This window comes from Roseibium aggregatum (assembly GCF_014692675.1).
GTDB classification, from domain to species: Bacteria; Pseudomonadota; Alphaproteobacteria; order Rhizobiales; family Stappiaceae; genus Roseibium; species Roseibium aggregatum_C.
In genome coordinates this window covers 1-18,279 of sequence record NZ_JABFCZ010000035.1, presented here as the reverse complement: position 1 = coordinate 18,279, position 18,279 = coordinate 1, and the positions used below count along the sequence as shown (strand labels likewise).

The window sequence follows — 18,279 nt, the reverse complement described above, 5'->3', positions numbered from 1 at the left end:
CAAAACCCGCCCGACAAAATCCTAGCGCACAACCTGAAGCCCGGGACGAAGAACCGAAGTTGCATGGGCGACAACGTCACGCGCCATTATGGCAGTGAAAATTTTTTCACGGCAAGAATATTTTTTAATCAATTGAGCCGGCAAATGTTCCAGGCGGGGGCGTCAAACCCACATAAATACAGCATCGGCAAAGACCGACCACTGCCGTCCGGCTTTAGAATCGTGCGAATAAACCCATCTGCCTTACCACACAACTCGTTGTCATCCCTGCGCAGGCAGGGATCCAGTAAATCACTGAACTTGTTATCTTTTCCAATCGCAGACCGCACGGAGTACCGGATCCCGGTCTTGCCGCTGCCGCGTCAAACCGGGATGACAACGCAGAGATCCCCGCTTGTTCCCAGGCAAGAAAACGGCGCAACGATTTGAGATCAGTCTTCCCGGTCTTCCAGGTCGTCCGTTTCCACGACCGGAATGGTGTAGCCTTCCGAGAACCAGCGGTTCAGGTCCACCTTGGCGCAGCGGTCCGAGCAGAAGGGATAGTGCTCGGGCGTCGACAGCTTGGAGCAGATCGGGCAGGGCCGCATGCGGCGGTCCGCGTTTTTGGGAGACTTTGCCATGTCGCCTCTCCGTTTTTGAAGGTCAGCCACACCGGCCATTGCGGCTCAAGCGGTGACGGCGGTCGTCCAGCTCTTGTGGATCGGATAACCGGCGGATGCAAGCAGGCCGGATGATTCGACCAGCGGCAGGCCGACAACAGCGGTATAGGAGCCGACCAGCTTGACGACGAAACTGCCCGCAAAGCCCTGGATGGCATAGCCGCCGGCCTTGCCGCGCCACTCGCCCGAGGCGACGTAATCGTCGATGTCCTGGCGGGACAGCTTCTTGAAACGGACCCGGGTCTCGACCAGCCTGGACCGGACCTTGCCGCCCTCCCCGGCAACGGCAATGGCCGTGAACACCCGGTGACCGCGTCCCGACAGAAGGGACAGGCAGGCATAGGCCTGGTCGGTGATTTCGGTCTTCGGCAGGATGCGGCGCCCGACCGCGACCACCGTGTCGGCGGCCAGAACCAGCGCCGGACACAAGTCCTCCGAGGCATCCGCCACGGCGCGCACGGCTGCGGCCTTTTCCCTGGCGAGGCGCACGGCATGGGCGCGCGGCGTTTCAAGCTTGTGAGGCGTTTCCTCGATGTCGGCCGGTATCAGATGATCCGGCTCGATTCCGATCTGCTGCAACAGCGCAAGGCGGCGCGGCGAGGCGGATGCCAGGATCAGAGAGGGAACCGTTGTCATGGCCACCTTTTGCCTTCTTGCCGGCGTCAAACGCCTTTAAATCCTACTTGAAGCGGTAGGTGATCCGCCCCTTGGTCAGATCGTAAGGGGTCATTTCGACCAGAACCTTGTCGCCTGCGAGAACACGGATACGGTTCTTGCGCATGCGCCCGGCAGTGTGGGCGATAATTTCGTGGTCATTTTCCAGTTTCACGCGAAAAGTCGCGTTGGGCAGCAGTTCCGTAACCACGCCCGGAAACTCGAGAGCTTCTTCCTTGGCCATAGGGTATCCTGATTAGGCTTTCTGATGAGCGGCGAACCTAACGGATAGCGCCGCGAAAGTGAACCGTTCTTTCTGCCGCATTTCGCATAAAGATGTGCGATATCGGGACAATCGGGTCTGCAAGGGCGTCCTGCACCTTATCCGCTGGGCGGCGGCGCCCACTCAAGCCGCTTCTTGATGCGGGCAAGAAGCTGATCGCGCACGGTCCGGTAAGCATCCAGGATCTGCTCCCGGCTGCCTGTGGCAAGCGTCGGGTCCATGGTCGGCCAGTATTCCACGTCGACGGCCTCCGTGCGGGTCATGTCCAGCGCCTTGTGGTGCGCTTCCGGCGCCAGGGTCACAATCAGATCGAAACCGGACTCGTCCAGTTCCTCGAAGGTCTTGGGCTGATGCCGGCTGGTATCGATGCCGATTTCCGCCATCACCGCGTCGACGAAGGGATCGAGTTCGCCCTGCCGGACACCGGCGGAACGCACGTAGATCTGGTTGGGAAACAGGTGGCGGGTGATCGCCGCGGCCATGGGCGAGCGTACGGCATTCATGCCGCAGGCATAAAGAACCGCAGTCGGACGGCCGCCCGGCCCGGTCACCGCGTCATCCTTTCCAGTGCAGGGCGTAGACAAGGGTGAAGAGACGGCGGGCGGTCTTCATGTCGACCTCGATCTTGCCCTCCAGCCGCTCCATCAGGATCGTGGAGCCCTCGTTGTGCACGCCGCGCCGGCCCATGTCGATGGCCTCGATCTGGCTCGGCGTCGAATGGCGGATCGCTTCGTAGTAGCTCTGGCAGATCAGGTCGTAGTCCTTGACGATCTTCCTCAGCGGCGTCAGCGACAGGACATGGGTGACGACCTCGGTGCCGTCCTCCCGGCTGATCTGGAGCACGAGCTTCTTTTCGACAACTGACAGGCGGAGCACGTAGTTCGCCGGCGGCTGGCCGACCGGCTGAAAGCTGTTTTCCTCGATCAGGTCGTAGATGGCGACGGCCCGGTCGTGCTCCACGTCCGGCGTGGAACGGGCGATCGAGGCCTCGTCGAGTACGACGTCGACGAGCCTGCTGCCGGCCGGTTCGGTAGTCTCGCCGTGCGCCTCGTCCATGCGGTGCCTGTCCTTTTACAGCCTGTTCCTGTTAAAGATTAAGCCTGATTGCAACCGAGCGGGCATGGCCGCTCAGGCCTTCCGCCTCGCCCAACGTGATGGCCGCCGGGCCGAGCGCCCGGAGACTGTCCGCGTCACATTTCAGGATCGACGTGCGCTTGACGAAGTCAAGCACCGATAGACCAGACGAAAACCGCGCGGAGCGGGCGGTCGGCAAAACGTGGTTGGATCCGCCGACATAATCGCCGATCGCTTCCGGCGTATGGCGCCCGAGGAAGACCGCACCGGCATTGCGGACCTTGTCCAGCATGGCATCCGGATCGGCGACGGCCAGTTCCAGGTGTTCCGCCGCGATCCGGTTGACCAGGGGCATGGCGTTTTCAAGCGTGTCGACGACGATCACCGCGCCGAAATCGCGCCAGCTGGCGCCGGCGACCTCGGCCCGCGGCAGGGTGGCGAGCTGGCGTTCCACCGCCTGCTCCACGCCCGCGGCCAGGTCCTCGCTGTCGGTGATCAGGATCGACTGGGCGACCGCATCGTGTTCGGCCTGGGCCAGGAGATCGGCGGCAAGCCAGTCCGGATCGTTCTCGGCATCGGCCACCACCAGCACCTCGGAGGGACCGGCGATCATATCGATGCCGACCGTGCCGAACACCCGCCGCTTGGCGGCGGCGACAAAGGCATTGCCCGGACCGACGATCTTGCTGACCGGGGCGATCGTCTCCGTGCCATAGGCAAGGGCCGCTACGGCCTGGGCTCCGCCGATCTTGTAGATCTCGGTGACACCGGCGATCTTTGCGGCCGCCAGAACCTGGGGATTGAGGATGCCGTCCGGGCTCGGCACCACCATGGCGATGCGCTCCACGCCGGCAACCAGCGCGGGCACGGCATTCATCAGGACGGAACTGGGGTAAGACGCGGTGCCGCCGGGCACATAGATCCCGGCCGCCTCAACCGCGGTCCATCTTGAGCCGAGTTCAACGCCGATCGGGTCGGTATAGCGGTCGTCCTTCGGCATCTGGCGGGCGTGATGGGAGTGGATCCGCTCGCGCGCCAGCTTCAGCGCCTCGATCGTCGCCTCGGGCACTTGCGAGAGCGCTTCCTCGATTTCGGCTTCCGTTACCTTGAGTTCGGCAAGGCTTGAAGCCTCCAGACGGTCGAAACGCTTCGTGTAGTCCACGACCGCCGCATCGCCGCGCTTGCGCACATCCTCCAGAATGTCGCGCACGATCTGGTCGACATCCTCCGATGCCTCGCGCTTGCCGGCAAGCAATTCGGCGAAGCGGGTTTCAAAATCGGCGTCCTTGTTCGACAGACGTATCGCCACCCGTCAAGCTCCTTCCAGGCGGGCGCAATTGCCTGCGCCCTTTAAAATTTCCATTCAGTCCAGATCGTGAGCAGGCCTGTTCGGCGTCGACCAGGCAGCCCCCAGGTCGGCAAGCTGGGCCTCGATGCAGTCGACGTCCAGAAGCACCGTCCCGCCGCCGGCAAACTCCAGCTTGATCCGGCCCGCCGGTGCATCGCCTTCCTCGAAGGTCACCGCCAGAAGTTCCAGAACGGCGCCCTTGGCATCCTGGCGGATCCGGCTGGACTTCATGGAGGACACCTGGGTCACTGCCAATGCGGCGCGGCGTCGCTCGTGCGCACCGGAGCGCCTGTCGGCGGCCTTGTCCCAGACGAACCGGTTCACCACGAAGATCGCCTTGCGCTCCTTCGGCAGATAGCGGATGTCGCCGACGGTCAGAACCGCGTCCTGAAGATGGGCGGAAAGAACCTCAAGGTCTTCCGCGTCCAGTGCTGCAAGTTTCAGCTGATCCATGGCTGTCAAATCACACCCGCGTCCGTCTCATCCGATGGGAGCCGGCCTTGCCCTGCAGACCGGTCTTCTTAGCCGTTGACCTAAACGGGAATGGACAATTTGGCAATCCGGCAAACGGTATGCAGTTCTCAAGGCCCCTCGTCGACCCGCTGACGCAGATCCGCCTTGATCTCGTCCAGCGTCGCGATGCGCCTGAAAATACGGCCACCCAGCCAGAGGCCGAAGATGATCAGAGCCGTGCCGACACCCGCGCCCCAGGGCCAGCCGCCGAAGACAATGACGAGCACGCCGACGGTGCCGAAGCCCGCCTGAACCAGAAACCGTATGGTCATTGCGGACATGGCATCCTCCGGCGTTCTGGCCGGAGTTATCCGGAGATTCGCTCGATCTGCGCGCCGCAGCGGGTGAGCTTGTCTTCCAGCCGTTCGAAACCGCGGTCCAGGTGATAGACGCGATTGACGGTGGTTTCGCCTTCGGCCGCAAGGCCGGCGATGACCAGGGACACGGAGGCCCGCAGGTCGGTCGCCATCACCGGTGCGCCGCGCAGGGTGGAGACGCCGTCGACGATTGCCGTGTTGCCGTCGATGTGGATCTGGGCGCCGAGGCGGGCCAGTTCCTGGACGTGCATGAAGCGGTTTTCGAAGATGGTCTCGGTGATCCGGCTCTGGCCGCCGGCCATGGTCATCAGCGCCATGAACTGGGCCTGCAGGTCGGTCGGGAAGCCAGGGAACGGTTCGGTGGTGACATCGACCGGCTGGATGCCGTTGCCGTTGCGATAGACCTTGAGGCCTTCCGGAACCTCGGTGATCTCGGTTCCGGCCTCGCGCAGGGTGTCGAGCGCAGTATCCAGGAGATTCGCCCGGGTACCACGCAAGAGCACCTCGCCGCCGGTCATGGCGACCGCCATGGCATAGGTTCCGGTTTCGATCCGGTCGGGCACCACCGCGTGATGGGCACCATGCAGGCGGTCGACGCCCTGGATGCGGATCACCGGGGTACCGGCGCCTTCGATCTTCGCGCCCATGGCGGTCAGGCAGGCTGCGAGATCGGCCACTTCCGGTTCGCAGGCGGCATTGACGATTTCCGTCTCGCCCTTGGCAAGGGTCGCGGCCATCATGATGGTGTGGGTCGCGCCGACCGAAACTTTCGGAAACTCCACCCGGTCGCCGACGAGTCCGCCGGGGGCCTTGACGACCACATAGCCGGCGTCGATGTCGATGTCGGCGCCGAGTTTTTCCAGCCCCTCGATGAAGAAGTCGACCGGGCGGGTGCCGATGGCGCAGCCGCCGGGCAGCGAGACGCGGGCCTCGTGCATGCGCGCCACCAGAGGGCCGATGACCCAGAAGCTTGCGCGCATCTTGGAGACGAGTTCATAGGGCGCGGTGGTGTCGACGATCTCGCGGGCGGTCAGGTGAACCGTCTGGCCGTCCAGATCGTCCTGGCCGGAGCGCTTGCCGTTGACCGAATAGTCGACGCCGTGATTCATCAGGATCTGGGTCAGCTGGGCGACGTCGCGCAGGCGCGGCACATTGGACAGCGTCAGCGTGTCTTCGGTCAAAAGGGAGGCGATCATCAGCGGCAGGGCGGCATTCTTCGCCCCCGAAATCGGGATCACACCCTTGAGCTCCCGGCCCCCGACTACCTTGATGCTGTCCATCTTCCCACCCCGACAATAAAGCGTGCTGATCCTGAGAGCTTCCCCGAAATCCGCCGGACTATCCTTGACCAATCTCAAAAGTGATGCCGTCGTCTATACGCTACATGTGGCCCATGCAAGGCGGCAAGGGGCCCATTTTTTGCCCGTCCAGCGGCAAATCGCGCCATTTTAACGGATAAGCCAACCGGACGAGCGGTGAATTCCGCGCCGGCACGGCCGTCCGGTCAGTCCTCCGCCTTCCGGCCCTTGGCCGCCGATTTCCGGCGCCGCAGATTGGCGCGAAGGGCTTCGGCAAGCCGCTCCTCGCGGGACTGGGTCTTTGACCCGCTCGCCGATGCAGCCTTCTTTGCGGAAGAGCCGGCGTTGTCCGCTGCCTTGCCGCCTTGTGCTTTGCCGACTGGGGCCTCGTTGTCCTTGCCGCTAGTCATCGCCGAAGTGATCCCGTCCTTTGACATGGTCCGCCGCCTCTCCGGCCCGTCTTTCCACAGGCTTGAGCCTTCTTGCAAGGCGGTCTCACTCCCCGATTTATCCTGTCGGACCGCGCCCGCCAAGGGGCAGCGGGACTTCGGCCGAAGATCTTTGACAGGCTTTGCAAAAAAACGTTCCGATAGCGCTTGCGCCCACACGCCAACTGTGGCAAAAGCCCTCGCATTCCGGCAGGCGCTCGCCCACCGGAACAAGCATCGGTTTCTCAAAATCCTGAAAAAAACCCGGCCCACCGCCGGACCTGTCAGGACCCCACGAGAAACCCGCGGGACCGGGGCCCAGCCCCTTAACGCCTTCCCGCCAGATGCTGCCGTAGCTCAGGGGTAGAGCACTCCCTTGGTAAGGGAGAGGTCGAGAGTTCAAATCTCTCCGGCAGCACCAGCTAACCACTTGATATCCTTATAAGCTCTTGCATTATAACCGGTTTTATACAAACTGCGTCTACAAAGACGCATACAAAATCGGTTCGAAATGGCAGGCAAGGTCAGACATCTACACGAAGACAGACGCGGTCGCTTTCATGCTCGCATGGGCGTTCCCAAGGAGCTGCGCGATCTTATCGGCAAACGTGAATTGATCAAGGCGCTGGGCGGCGACCGCCAGGTCGCCCTTCGTGCCTTGCCCGAGGTGATCGCCGGCTTCAACCGGCAGATTGACGATGCACGAGAACGCCTTCAGACCGGTTCCCCCGCACGGCAACCGCCCGCATTCTGCCCTCTCACCATCGAGGAAATCGCTGCACGGCATTATCGAGAGCAACTGGAGCTGGACGAAGAATTTCGCGATCTGTCGTCCGAATATTCGAACTCGCTCATTGATGACCAGCACATCAATAAAATTAAAGAGATAGCATCCGCAAAGGCTAATAATGATCTGATATCCAATCTATTGGGAAACGCAATTGAGCGATATCGCACCCACGGCTTTCATGATTTCCCAGCCGGCAGTCCGAGTTGGCGTCGATTAGCTCGATTCATTGCCCATGCTGAACTCGAAGCGCTGCATCGGACTTGTGAACGTGATGAGGCGAAGTTGGAGATCACTCATCCACAATGGGCACTGGACCATTTGCCCAACCCGACAAAGCAGTTTCAAGAGCAGACGACCTCCGAAAAACAGCCCGAAGAGACATCGATTCGCGCCTTGTTCAAGCTTTGCAGGAAAGCCAAGACAGGGAGCGATGGCGATGGTCGAACAACGGAAGCCTACACGCGTCCGATCGAGAGCCTGATCGAGTTCCTGGGGAGCGACAACGTTACAGCGATCACGAACAGAAAAATCAGCAAATGGCTGTCGCATCTTCAATTCGAGCAAGGCCTGGCGCCGAAGACGATCAACAGCCGCTATCTCAGCGCCGTGAAATCCACCCTGAAATGGGCTGGCAATCATGGATATATCGACCCGATCGCGATAACCGCTTCGGTGACGGTGCCGAAAAAGCGGCTCAATCGAGAAAAAGGCTACAATGCCGACGAAGCCGCGAAAGTTCTGCAGTTCGCATTTAATTATCAACGGCCGAAAGAGACGCGTGAGAGCATACAGCTGTCTGCCGCAAAGCGCTGGGCGCCTTGGCTGGCGCACTTCACCGGCGCACGGATCGGAGAGATCACGCAGCTTCGCAAACAGGATATCCTGCAGAAAGACGGCATCCCTTATCTGCGCATCACGCCGGATGCCGGCACGACCAAGACCGGCCATTATCGGGACGTGCCGCTGCATCGTCAGCTGATCGATCAAGGCTTCCTCAAATTCGTGGAGGATACCGAGCAAGGCCCCCTGTTCTACCCAAAGCGGGAAGGCAAGCAGGACCCGGTCAAATCCGCAGAAACAATCTCGAACCGCGTCGCCAAGTGGATCAAGGGTGCCGGCCTGGTTCCGGCGGAAGTCGCGCCGCTCCACGGTTTCCGACACGCGTTCAAGACGAACGCGAGGATTCATGGGTTGTCAGATCGCATCGCAGACGCCATCCAAGGCCACGCCGGACGAACGGCCGGCGACGACTACGGCGATGTTACAATCGCCGTCAGGAAACGCGAGATCGACAAACTGCCTGATGTCTCGATTGCGTAAAGCCTAGCTCTCCAGCTCCGCCGTCACGCTCCTGAACTGCTCCAGGGCCGCTTCGAGGTTTTCGACGATCTCAAACTGGTTTCTCTTGCCTTTGTACCGATGGGTAACCTCGCACCATTGTAGTTGCCCACGATCTCCAAGCGGCTAAGCTCGAGCCTGAAATGGAATCGAAGCCGGAGGAGTTGCGGTTGGCCCACGATCTCCAAGCGGCTAAGCTTGAACACGATCGGATACACACTAACCGTGAGTTGCGGTTGGCCCACGATCTCCAAGCGGCTAAGCTTTCGGCGGAAATACAGGCGTTCAGAGCCCTGGTTGCGGTTGGCCCACGATCTCCAAGCGGCTAAGCTGCGCACGCGACAGGTACGGCGCCGGCGCCCGTTGCGGTTGGCCCACGATCTCCAAGCGGCTAAGCTCCCATCTGGATGAGCATGTCGCGGCGCATGGTTGCGGTTGGCCCACGATCTCCAAGCGGCTAAGCTTGACGCTCAGGTCAAGCGACGATGCTGTCGGTTGCGGTTGGCCCACGATCTCCAAGCGGCTAAGCTGACCTGCCGTTCTGGAAGTGTGACGCCTGCGTTGCGGTTGGCCCACGATCTCCAAGCGGCTAAGCTCGGCAATCTGATCGCCGATGGAAAGATCCTGTTGCGGTTGGCCCACGATCTCCAAGCGGCTAAGCTTAGGCGAGGCGAAGTGTCCGACCGCGCGCCGTTGCGGTTGGCCCACGATCTCCAAGCGGCTAAGCTCAAATCAGGATGCGTGTCCGCGGCTTCCCGGTTGCGGTTGGCCCACGATCTCCAAGCGGCTAAGCTCTTTTCCCAATACGAATCCATATCGACGAGGTTGCGGTTGGCCCACGATCTCCAAGCGGCTAAGCTTCAGACACGATCAGGGCATGACCATGACCTGTTGCGGTTGGCCCACGATCTCCAAGCGGCTAAGCTAAAGAGAAAGACTTCCATCCTATGCAAAGAGTTGCGGTTGGCCCACGATCTCCAAGCGGCTAAGCTCGGCACTGTCATTGCCCAAGGCATCCTGGCGTTGCGGTTGGCCCACGATCTCCAAGCGGCTAAGCTAGCTGTTGCAATGCCGCACCAAGAGCTGTCGTTGCGGTTGGCCCACGATCTCCAAGCGGCTAAGCTTTTGGGGCGAATTCCGGCGTTCAAAGCCCTGGTTGCGGTTGGCCCACGATCTCCAAGCGGCTAAGCTGTTTTCAAAATGCGATCACGACCCCGACTTGTTGCGGTTGGCCCACGATCTCCAAGCGGCTAAGCTGGCAGACGACATCGACCTACACATTGACTTGTTGCGGTTGGCCCACGATCTCCAAGCGGCTAAGCTATGGGTGGTTAGTCCATCTCCTCTTTTACAGTTGCGGTTGGCCCACGATCTCCAAGCGGCTAAGCTCGATATTCTGCCAAGCCCCGGATTTTCCGGGGCTTTTTTTTCTGGAACTCAGTGAAAACAGCCGTCGCAGAATTAGAAAAGAACAAGTTGGTCCGGATTTTTCGGCTTGTGTTCATGTTTTCGTCCCGTGAAGATTTGTGCATTTCCGTATTGCCGGTCGGTGATTGTGACGATGTGCACTTTGCCCTTGCCCGGTAACGCGGCCCGCACCTTGCCGATATAAACCTCGGCGGCTTCCTTGCTTTCCGCAAAGCGAAGATAGACCGAAAACTGAGCCATCTCAAAACCTTCATCAAGCAGGAACAAACGGAATTTCGAGGCGGACTTGCGTTCGGCCTTTGTCACCACTGGAAGATCGAACATCACGTAAAGCCACATCATCCGATATCCGCTGAGTGCCGGGAGCTGCGTGCCCATGTCACGCCTCCAGAGGCAGTGTCCGTCGCGGCAGGTCCAGCTTTTGCGCCTCCCCGGCAAAACAACGCGCCGCCGACAGTGCTAAACGCTCCAGGCAGAGGCCGACCGGACTGGTTCCTTCCGCCGTACTCATGTCGGTGATGAGAATACGCGCAAGCCGGGACTTGGTATCGCCGTTCAGTTCGCTTTCACCGTCCCCAACCAGTTCATGGACCAAAAGATCGGCGATCGGACGGAAAGGCTCCATGAAATCGTCCGCCAGGGCGAATGCATTGCCGCGCTGGCGGTGCGCAAGACCCAGGCTGGGATGCAAGCCGGCGGCCATGATTGCCCGGGCTGTACCGGCCCGCAGCACAGTGTAACAATAGTTGAGCATGGCATTCGTTTCGCCGGCAGCCCGGTCCCGCCTGAAATCCTTGCCGAACAGAAGCGGCCAATAGCGGCGCGCCGCCTGCGCCTCCACATTGTCGGGGTCTCCCGATCTGACTTTACGCGCCAACAACGCAAATCCTTCGTGGACCGCGCCAACGGCTTCGAGTGTCGCCTTCTGGCCTTCGATCTTGGCAACCACCAGCTGCGCCCACAGCCGTTTTTTCAACGGCAGGGACGCCGCCGCCTGGTCGGCCATCCGCCCGGATTGTTCGTGATGACTGTCCGCCGCCCACAAAAATGCAGCGGGCCGGTGGTTGGAACCGCAGACGACCAGTGGCGTACCGCGCTCGGCAAGCGCCACCAGCAGATTGTTGGAATAGGTGATGCCGTGCGCGGAGGCGATGACGGCGGCGATATCGTCGAGCGGAATTCGTCCGATTTCCGTTCCACCGGCGTTAACGGTCAGAAAACCGCGGAGGCGGGCGAGATGACGCCCATCCTCGGCGATCTCGACCACACGCCCGATCATGAAACCGGTCCTCCAACAGGTGTGACACGCCCGATCGGATCAACACGAACAGGGCGGGCGCCGGCCTTCTGCAGTTTCGAATAGGCGGCACGGATATAGGCACTTACCTCCGCCTTGCCGGCATAGCGGTGCGGCACGAATTCAATGCGACTGTTCGCCGGCGACAGCTTACGCACCACGTAATACTGAGGTCCATCGCCGAGATCAGCTTCAAACATATCGCCCTTGTGCAATCGCATCACCAGGCGCGCATCGGGCGTCTCCTTGCGCCAGGCGGGGGTGTGATCCTGCTGGTTGGCGTCGAATACCGAGACGCCTTCGCCATGCCACCTGCCATCCGGCGTCGCGTAGATTTCGATACGATGATTGGAGCCAGGCACGTAAGTCTTGTTATAACGGCCGTTGCCGTGTCGAACCGTGGTCGTATATTTTTCGGTCTTGAGGATACGTACACGACCGATGCCATTCGCCTTGCCATATGTTTCCAGCGCGTCCGCCAGCTTCACCTCACCTCGTTTCGCCTCATAGGCGACTTCCTCCAGGGCTTCGCGCAACCGCGCATCGCGCACCTGACCGATTTCCTTTTCGCTGAGAGCGGCAATCGGCTTTCGGGTCACCAGATTGAAAGCCTTGCCGCCGATTGTCTCGTTTACCGCACCGTATGCGGTTTCTTCATGCAACTGGCCCGACGTGACATGCGCACTACCCTTTGCACCGGAGGATAGTCCATGATCGGGCTTATGGGAGATAACCAGGGTCTCCAGCCGAGCACGCAGGGCGTCACGATATCCGTCGAATGGCTCCGGAAACTCTCCCTTTACCGACCAGCGGTCGAGTTCCCGGGTCTCGGCGCGCCCTGCAGCAGTGGCCACCCTTTGCAGCAAACCGCGGTCGGTGCAGGCAATGACGAAGGCATCGATGGCATGATGTCGGTGGTCATCGCGGCTCTTGACCGGCTCGCCCTCCTCCGCCCGATTGTGATCGCTCATCAGCCCGTTCAGCCCCCACATGCCGCGCAGCATGGCGGTCAGCCGGCCAGGAGTGGCGAAGACACGGCGATTGCGGTCGTCGCCATACAAATGGCCGAGGTAGTCCTTGGCGAGCCGGGCCATGTGCTGGCTGTCGGTCAGATGGCGCGCGATAAAGTCGTTGCCGAGGGCGAATTTCTCCATCGCATCCGGCGCAAACCGCCAGGCCTTGTTCCGGAAAAGCCGCCGAGCGCGCTCGGCGATCTCCTGCAGTTCTTCCCCAGACCAGACCTCCGCGGGCGGGCGGTTGCCCTTAAACCGGTTCATGTCGCGCGTGCACAGCACCTTGTTGGCGAAGCCGTCGTCCAGAGTCTTCGAGCGCGGAAGGATATGGTCGATGTCGACAGCTCCTGAAAACAGCATTTCCCGGGAAATCGGCGTGCCCGAATAGACGCATACACGCTCGTCCGCCGGCAATTCCTCGTAAAGGCGCAGAAGCAGGCGATTGCCATGGGTGTCGGCGAGATTGAGTTTGGCGAGTTCGTCCCGCCGCCGCTCGTTCGCCGATTCATTTTCCCGATTCCGGCGCGTTGCGTCGTCCTTCTGCTTGCGGTTCTGCTTCAACTCGCGCGCCAGTTCGATGTGGATTTCGGCGGGCATGCCGTAGGCATCGATCAGCGCATTGACGACCGCACGCATCTGGTTGAGCGCGATATGAACGGTTGGGTTCGGCACCCGGCCGATACGCTCCTGGCTGCCTTCGGGCGCAGCGGGATTGGAAATGACATGACGGGCCATCGCCGAACCGTAATAGGGCAGACGCGCATGCCGGTTGGACTCAAAACTCGAATGATGCAACCCCAAACGCCCGACCGCCTCGTCATAGGTAAGCGGCCTCGGATAGATCTCGCCCGTTTCCGGATCGGTCGCCTCCTCGCTCTCGGTCTCCATGACATCGATCAGATCGGACAGCATGGACCGGCCGATATGGCCATGCCCCTGAGGCAGGCGCGCCTTGCTCGCGGCTGCTGCGGCACCTTCCTCCAGTCCGCAATCTCCCTCCAGCCATTCGACAAGCTTATCCTCGTCTGCCTCAGTCAGCAGCTTCTCGACGATCTCCGTTTGACGCACACGGGAGAGGCCGCGCCAGGACTTGCCGAAGATGGAACCTTTCGCCAGAACGGCCGAAGTCTTGTCCGGATCGAGACCTTTGCGCCCGCCACGCTCCAGGTTGAAGGTGGCATCGTCCGGCAGTTTCAACGCCCGGTGCATCTTGTCGAATTTCACCGTGGAGGCCTGCGTCATCAACAGGCTGGCAAGACTGTCGCGTTCCTGCATCGACAACTTGCGGGCCGGACGCCCGGGCCGCTCCACTTCCAGCGCGGATGTTTCCGAGAGAATGCGGAAGCGCTGAAACAGCGGCAATGCACGCGGAGCACGCTCTTCCTCGGGCCGGAATGTGCAGCGACCGACCAGGGGTTTTTTCAAGGGTCTCTGGGCGATGACGATCCGCTTGAGTTTCCCGAGCAGCCCATCCGTCAATTCCGAATGATGTCGGCTTTGCGCCTTCCAGATTTCCTCAAGCTCATGCTCGACCATATCACGCGTCGGATAGAGATCATAAAGCACCTTGGCCCCGTCCGCGGTCGGCCGGAAGCGCACACCATCCGCATTCGGCTTTGCCCCGCTGTTGGCATTGGTTTTGCCAATCCTCCGCCCCATGCCGTCGACGCGGTTGCCGTGTTTATCGCGTGCATGACGGCGAGCCAGGAATTCGCCCAATGTCCGGGCATCGGCCACCTGCAGCGCCTGGCGGAGATTGGCCATGCCTTGTTTCATGGCACTTCCTTCCGCATCTTCCGCATCGGTAATCCGGTTGGAAGAAAAGCCCCGGCGCTGGTTGAGGTGAAAGATCGCCCGGCCGATCTCATGCAGTCCCAGAGGGTTCTCCAATGCCCTGGCACGAAGCCAGTAAGGGTCGAGCCTTTCCAGGTCCTTGCGCGCGGCTTCATCTCCGGGCATCAGCCCGGCCGCCACAAGGGCCTTCATCAGCGTCTTCTGGCGGCGCTGGAAGCGGTCGCGACGTCGGCGCATGGATCGTGCGGCGCGACGGTTGGCGGCAAGCGAGTTCTTTGATTGCGGATCGCGCCCGGCCTCATCATTCGGTGTCAGGATGCGTACGCCGGAATCCAGAACTCCGCTGGGCCGGCCCGTTGAATCCAATCTGACTGCGCACCAGCCGATGGAATTCGTACCGAGATCGAGGCCTAATGTGTAAGGTGCTGAATGATCTTGCGCGTTCATGACTACCTCCCATTGGGTAGTCTGCAATTCCCAAAACTCAGTTGTCGAGATAAAAATATTCCTCCGCAAGTTGACGAAAGGCGCCTAACCTTTAAACGGACAAGAAACAGCTTCAACTTGCCATGCCAAATTGAATGTGTAAGATCGTAATTGGGCAGCCAAAAGCTTAGCCGCTTGGAGATCGTGGGCCGCCCGTTAACAAGCACCTTAGAGTGCACAAAATTCTCTTCATTGAGAAGCGCGGCGGGCTGCGGCCCGCCGTTTGCTTTTTATTGCTACGACAAAGAAATAAATCGAGGGGCTGCCGGATTTATGAGGTTTTTCTGCTCCTTCAGTCGATGGCATCAACAACGAAATGCAAAGATCACTTGCTTTTCATAATATGAATGTCGCGTTCAGGAAGCATATAGCAACACTGAATTGAAGAGAGATTACCTGATCCGACTATGCTGCAAACCGTAAAAACCACGGACTTGAAAGCGAAAAGACCCGGAGCAGCTGGTCAATCACTCTCCGGGTCTTCGTCATCACGTAACAAAACGATCAGTCAGGGCTGCAACCCTGGCCGGCCACTCCGCGATAGAGACTAGATCAAGTCTCCATGTCTGGCAACCTAGCCGATTATGTCTTCCGGAGGGAGGTTAGCTCTTTTTCTTCCGGTTGCGCTTCTTCTTTCCCCGTTTTCCGGGCTCGCGCTCCATCGGATCGGGATCATCATCTCGCGGCAGGCTTTCGACCTTGAGCTCGGATGCGCATAGGCCTCGATCATCAGCTTTGCGGCGCTTCTCGGCGCTCTCCATAGCCTCCTGGTTCAGGTTCGGATACATCTTCATCGGCACATTGGCATTCGCTAACAGGCCAATGGCTTCTTTTATTACGTCAACCTGCGTAACATCAAGGCTTGCCGCCAATTGACGAATTTCTTTCCTATATTCACGCTCTACTTTGAAGCTCAAATCAACCCATTCCATCACCTCCTTCATCGCAATAATGAAAATTTAATTGATGCGATTTTATTCTCTGAGTCTAATATTTTCATGTAATAAGTCAATATTTACTTATCTATGACTCAAAAATAATCTTGAAGACTTCATTCTCACATGTAATATTCACCAGATCAGCATCACACTCCTAATTTGAGAATGCTGCGCCTAACTGCTTGCCTATGACCAGCCAGGCTGGCAGTGAGAAGCCCATCCAGCGCCCTGGGTGGGCTTCTTGTCGATTCAGCTTCCATTCGCCGGTAAGCCCCCTTTGTTCATGCCGGAAGATCTCAATCGTGCCTGGCCACAACGCAATTGATGATTGGTCGGCTTCTTTAATGATAGAAGCCAGCGCGTAGAATCTTCTATTTTTCGATGGACGCAATTTGTAGAATGCTCTACAAGGCAGCCATGAGCATCAAGCGCAATAAGACCTACTATGAGCGACGGCTGGAGGCAGAACATCCGGCACTCGCAAGGGATGTGGCAGCCGGCAAGTTGACACTCTGGGAAGCGGCACACCAAACCGGCCTCAAGCCACGGCCGAAAGCGATCAACGGGCTGAAGCAGCATTGGAAGAAAGCGACCGCGGCCGAGCGAGACGAATTCCTCAAATGGCTAGCTTCGGAATATTCCGTCACCTGCGTGGCTAGCACGACGGCGCCAGGCTCCAGTCCGGCCTTGGTTCCTGCCAGACCGTCCACTGTCACGACCGCTTCGAAGGGCGCGACCGGTTCCATTGTCCACCCCGATGGACGTCTGCTGGCAGATGTGAAAACGGCGATTGAAACCGTCCTGGCAAGTCGCAAGATCAAGGCTGGCGTCATGATGAAAGAAATGGGTTTCAGCCCTTACGACCAGTCAATTGCCTACGCGATCTACCGGGATACCGCTATCCGGAACGACGATCTCATCAGAGAACTTGAAGAATGGCTCAAAGCTCAAGGCCACGTATTTTCATAGAATGCTCTACCGCGCCGAATTTTTCTGAAAAAAGTCGGTAAGGCCGCTGCCTCGGCCGCTATAACCACAGCATGAACTCGGTGAGATGGCTTCCCAGTGCCCTCTCCAGGAAAACACACGAAGGCGACGGAGGACCGAAACGCAGTGCTTGAAGAGCCGGAAATGACACCCCCCGAAATCGAGCATCAGGAAAACATCCAGCAGCCTGATTTTGAGCACGCCTGGAATGAAAGCGCGCTCGGCAAACTACGCAAACGCTCAATCGCCCGGCTGCTGGAAGCCCTGGATTTCATCAAGGACGAGCTGAACAAAAACAAGGGATTGGGAGCCACATATTCGGACGGACTCCGCAGGCGTCATCTCGCCCTCAATGTCCTTCTGAACGAGAAATACGCTGCCGGCGAAATCGGCGCAGTCGCGCCAATGTTACGCCCACAGCCAACCGTTCCGCGCGGGAACGAGATAAGCGGCCTGGTATCTGACTTTCTCAATGATCGTCAGTTAATCGATCTGCATTTCTTCTGGTGCTGTGGTCACCGCACATGCAGTCACGAAGATGGTTGGAACGCACTCGCTGGAACAAGCTTCGACTTCAATGCTGCCTTCAGATTCTCCCGATACGGTGGTTCGAGGGAGGACAAGCTTGATGCCCTGGGGCTCCTTGAACACGCGGGCCCAGGCTTCTGCCGCTTTGGAGCGCAGATGCTTCGGACGGATAATGACAAGAAGGTCTTCGAACGCATCACCAAGGGTATTCCGGGAACTGTCACGCAGCTCAACTCATCGAAGACAAGCAACAACGCAAACCATGCAGCCTGGGCTGACCGCTATGCTGCAGGCAAGGTTCTGATAGCCCTGAACGCCAAAATATCCGGGCCATTGCTCAAGGTAGCCTCGTCTTTGCTCTTCGGTCATCAGGAGTTGCCACGCAACGACTCGTTGAAGCGAGACTACAATCAGGCCTGCAAGTATCTCGGAGCTCCTCGCTAACCACAGTGAAAGCCACAGTCGAAAAACTTCGTTGGCGCCGGAAGCATATGGCAGCGAGCGTAATCCGGTCGCTTGAAGCCTGGACCGGACAAGTTAAGCGTCCACAGTTGAAACATAGCGCCGGACACGGTCGGAACATGGTAGAGAACACAGTTGAAATGGCTAGCCAGCGCAGATTTCCGCGGTTTCTCGACTAAGCGAAAGCCATTAGACACTAATAAGACATAGACATCATAACGATTATCAAGGGGGCGTGCCTTTGGCACGCCGAGAGCCTGCGGCCGTCGCTTCGCGACGGTCCTCAGCTCTCCGGGATATCAAACATCGTTCCGGAAGAAAGAAAGAAGACAAGAGCGATTTCTGTCAATCACATCCGGCATCTCCAATGGTGCTTGATGTGATGAAACAGAGACACCAGGGAGATCGCTCCGGCCGTCGCCTTCGGCTCCGGACCGGTCGCTCCTCCCGGGATCTGACTATCATCCGGAAAAGGAGTAACAGACGATCAGTTTCACGGTAAGCGCGAAGCCGACCCCATCTAGCGCGGCATGAGGTTATGGGCGAGAGGTTGTGACACTGAAGGAGCGGAGGAGCTTACGGTGTCAGTTTCTATGTCTGCGCCTATGACTGATGATAGAAGTTTCCATGTTCTTGAAGCGGTT

Annotated in this window: 18 protein-coding genes, 1 tRNA gene and 1 CRISPR repeat array; of the genes, 5 read left to right on the top strand and 14 right to left on the bottom strand. The window is 59.3% G+C overall.

Annotated elements, in window-relative coordinates; translation table 11 throughout:
* Positions 1-63 precede the first annotated feature (63 nt).
* Positions 64-429: a hypothetical protein gene (locus tag HK439_RS23995; protein ID WP_190294025.1), complete on the top strand. Its 366-nt coding sequence runs from the start codon at positions 64-66 to the stop codon at positions 427-429.
* Positions 430-431: 2 nt separating this feature from the next.
* On the opposite strand, the gene yacG is transcribed toward HK439_RS23995, so the two are convergent.
* The 10 genes from yacG to HK439_RS23945 all read right to left on the bottom strand — a co-directional run bounded on the left by yacG (position 432) and on the right by HK439_RS23945 (position 6,556).
* On the bottom strand, positions 432-620 hold the full coding sequence (gene yacG, locus HK439_RS23990) for a DNA gyrase inhibitor YacG (protein ID WP_190294024.1): 189 nt from the start codon (positions 618-620) through the stop codon (positions 432-434).
* A 45-nt stretch (positions 621-665) separates the two neighbouring features.
* Positions 666-1,295: a Maf family nucleotide pyrophosphatase gene (locus HK439_RS23985; protein ID WP_190294023.1), complete on the bottom strand. Its 630-nt coding sequence runs from the start codon at positions 1,293-1,295 to the stop codon at positions 666-668.
* Between the two features lie 43 nt (positions 1,296-1,338).
* The gene (infA, locus tag HK439_RS23980) at positions 1,339-1,557 is read right to left on the bottom strand and encodes a translation initiation factor IF-1 (protein WP_006939340.1); all 219 of its coding nucleotides are present in this window, start codon (positions 1,555-1,557) and stop codon (positions 1,339-1,341) included.
* 137 nt (positions 1,558-1,694) lie between these two features.
* Positions 1,695-2,147 carry a low molecular weight phosphatase family protein gene (locus tag HK439_RS23975; RefSeq protein ID WP_190294022.1) on the bottom strand — a complete coding sequence of 151 codons (453 nt, stop codon included), beginning with the start codon at positions 2,145-2,147 and terminating at the stop codon, positions 1,695-1,697.
* A gap of 4 nt (positions 2,148-2,151) precedes the next feature.
* Positions 2,152-2,652, bottom strand: coding sequence for a UPF0262 family protein (locus HK439_RS23970; protein WP_190294021.1), 501 nt, complete (start codon positions 2,650-2,652; stop codon positions 2,152-2,154).
* Between the two features lie 31 nt (positions 2,653-2,683).
* Positions 2,684-3,979 carry a histidinol dehydrogenase gene (hisD, locus tag HK439_RS23965; protein WP_190294020.1) on the bottom strand — a complete coding sequence of 432 codons (1,296 nt, stop codon included), beginning with the start codon at positions 3,977-3,979 and terminating at the stop codon, positions 2,684-2,686.
* Positions 3,980-4,033: 54 nt separating this feature from the next.
* The gene (locus tag HK439_RS23960) at positions 4,034-4,471 is read right to left on the bottom strand and encodes a DUF2948 family protein (RefSeq protein WP_190294019.1); all 438 of its coding nucleotides are present in this window, start codon (positions 4,469-4,471) and stop codon (positions 4,034-4,036) included.
* A gap of 128 nt (positions 4,472-4,599) precedes the next feature.
* A complete protein-coding gene (locus tag HK439_RS23955; protein WP_190294018.1) occupies positions 4,600-4,812 on the bottom strand; it encodes a hypothetical protein in 213 nt (70 codons plus the stop codon).
* Positions 4,813-4,838: 26 nt separating this feature from the next.
* Entirely contained in the window at positions 4,839-6,128 is a 1,290-nt protein-coding gene (murA, locus tag HK439_RS23950; RefSeq protein WP_190294017.1) for a UDP-N-acetylglucosamine 1-carboxyvinyltransferase, read from the bottom strand.
* Between the two features lie 224 nt (positions 6,129-6,352).
* Positions 6,353-6,556 carry a hypothetical protein gene (locus HK439_RS23945; RefSeq protein ID WP_190294042.1) on the bottom strand — a complete coding sequence of 68 codons (204 nt, stop codon included), beginning with the start codon at positions 6,554-6,556 and terminating at the stop codon, positions 6,353-6,355.
* Positions 6,557-6,920: 364 nt separating this feature from the next.
* On the opposite strand from HK439_RS23945, the gene HK439_RS23940 reads away from it, so the two are divergent.
* Both HK439_RS23940 and HK439_RS23935 read left to right on the top strand, forming a co-directional pair.
* Positions 6,921-6,995, top strand: a tRNA-Thr gene (locus tag HK439_RS23940).
* Positions 6,996-7,085: 90 nt separating this feature from the next.
* A complete protein-coding gene (locus HK439_RS23935) occupies positions 7,086-8,684 on the top strand; it encodes a tyrosine-type recombinase/integrase (protein ID WP_328804235.1) in 1,599 nt (532 codons plus the stop codon).
* A 181-nt stretch (positions 8,685-8,865) separates the two neighbouring features.
* A CRISPR array of direct repeats spans positions 8,866-10,091; the repeat unit is 36 nt; unit sequence GTTGCGGTTGGCCCACGATCTCCAAGCGGCTAAGCT.
* Positions 10,092-10,163: 72 nt separating this feature from the next.
* On the opposite strand, the gene cas2 is transcribed toward HK439_RS23935, so the two are convergent.
* The 4 genes from cas2 to HK439_RS23915 all read right to left on the bottom strand — a co-directional run bounded on the left by cas2 (position 10,164) and on the right by HK439_RS23915 (position 15,652).
* Positions 10,164-10,508 (bottom strand): CRISPR-associated endonuclease Cas2, encoded by a 345-nt coding sequence (cas2, locus tag HK439_RS23930; RefSeq protein WP_235988089.1) that lies wholly within the window; start codon positions 10,506-10,508, stop codon positions 10,164-10,166.
* A 1-nt stretch (position 10,509) separates the two neighbouring features.
* The gene (cas1, locus tag HK439_RS23925; protein WP_328804234.1) at positions 10,510-11,397 is read right to left on the bottom strand and encodes a type II CRISPR-associated endonuclease Cas1; all 888 of its coding nucleotides are present in this window, start codon (positions 11,395-11,397) and stop codon (positions 10,510-10,512) included.
* Between the two features lie 8 nt (positions 11,398-11,405).
* Positions 11,406-14,681 (bottom strand): type II CRISPR RNA-guided endonuclease Cas9, encoded by a 3,276-nt coding sequence (gene cas9, locus HK439_RS23920; RefSeq protein WP_190294014.1) that lies wholly within the window; start codon positions 14,679-14,681, stop codon positions 11,406-11,408.
* 641 nt (positions 14,682-15,322) lie between these two features.
* The gene (locus HK439_RS23915; RefSeq protein WP_190294013.1) at positions 15,323-15,652 is read right to left on the bottom strand and encodes a hypothetical protein; all 330 of its coding nucleotides are present in this window, start codon (positions 15,650-15,652) and stop codon (positions 15,323-15,325) included.
* 405 nt (positions 15,653-16,057) lie between these two features.
* On the opposite strand from HK439_RS23915, the gene HK439_RS23910 reads away from it, so the two are divergent.
* Positions 16,058-16,627, top strand: coding sequence for a hypothetical protein (locus HK439_RS23910; protein WP_190294012.1), 570 nt, complete (start codon positions 16,058-16,060; stop codon positions 16,625-16,627).
* A gap of 162 nt (positions 16,628-16,789) precedes the next feature.
* A complete protein-coding gene (locus tag HK439_RS23905; RefSeq protein ID WP_190294011.1) occupies positions 16,790-17,617 on the top strand; it encodes a hypothetical protein in 828 nt (275 codons plus the stop codon).
* Positions 17,618-18,279 lie beyond the last annotated feature (662 nt).

Bases quoted from the DNA above. Each gene is read 5' to 3' on its own strand.
- HK439_RS23995 (WP_190294025.1), top strand. From the start codon at position 64: ATGGGCGACAACGTCACGCGCCATTATGGCAGTGAAAATTTTTTCACG.
- yacG (WP_190294024.1), bottom strand. From the start codon at position 620: ATGGCAAAGTCTCCCAAAAACGCGGACCGCCGCATGCGGCCCTGCCCG.
- HK439_RS23985 (WP_190294023.1), bottom strand. From the start codon at position 1,295: ATGACAACGGTTCCCTCTCTGATCCTGGCATCCGCCTCGCCGCGCCGC.
- infA (WP_006939340.1), bottom strand. From the start codon at position 1,557: ATGGCCAAGGAAGAAGCTCTCGAGTTTCCGGGCGTGGTTACGGAACTG.
- HK439_RS23970 (WP_190294021.1), bottom strand. From the start codon at position 2,652: ATGGACGAGGCGCACGGCGAGACTACCGAACCGGCCGGCAGCAGGCTC.
- HK439_RS23960 (WP_190294019.1), bottom strand. From the start codon at position 4,471: ATGGATCAGCTGAAACTTGCAGCACTGGACGCGGAAGACCTTGAGGTT.
- HK439_RS23955 (WP_190294018.1), bottom strand. From the start codon at position 4,812: ATGTCCGCAATGACCATACGGTTTCTGGTTCAGGCGGGCTTCGGCACC.
- murA (WP_190294017.1), bottom strand. From the start codon at position 6,128: ATGGACAGCATCAAGGTAGTCGGGGGCCGGGAGCTCAAGGGTGTGATC.
- HK439_RS23945 (WP_190294042.1), bottom strand. From the start codon at position 6,556: ATGACTAGCGGCAAGGACAACGAGGCCCCAGTCGGCAAAGCACAAGGC.
- HK439_RS23935 (WP_328804235.1), top strand. From the start codon at position 7,086: ATGGCAGGCAAGGTCAGACATCTACACGAAGACAGACGCGGTCGCTTT.
- cas2 (WP_235988089.1), bottom strand. From the start codon at position 10,508: ATGGGCACGCAGCTCCCGGCACTCAGCGGATATCGGATGATGTGGCTT.
- cas9 (WP_190294014.1), bottom strand. From the start codon at position 14,681: ATGAACGCGCAAGATCATTCAGCACCTTACACATTAGGCCTCGATCTC.
- HK439_RS23915 (WP_190294013.1), bottom strand. From the start codon at position 15,652: ATGGAATGGGTTGATTTGAGCTTCAAAGTAGAGCGTGAATATAGGAAA.
- HK439_RS23910 (WP_190294012.1), top strand. From the start codon at position 16,058: ATGCTCTACAAGGCAGCCATGAGCATCAAGCGCAATAAGACCTACTAT.
- HK439_RS23905 (WP_190294011.1), top strand. From the start codon at position 16,790: ATGACACCCCCCGAAATCGAGCATCAGGAAAACATCCAGCAGCCTGAT.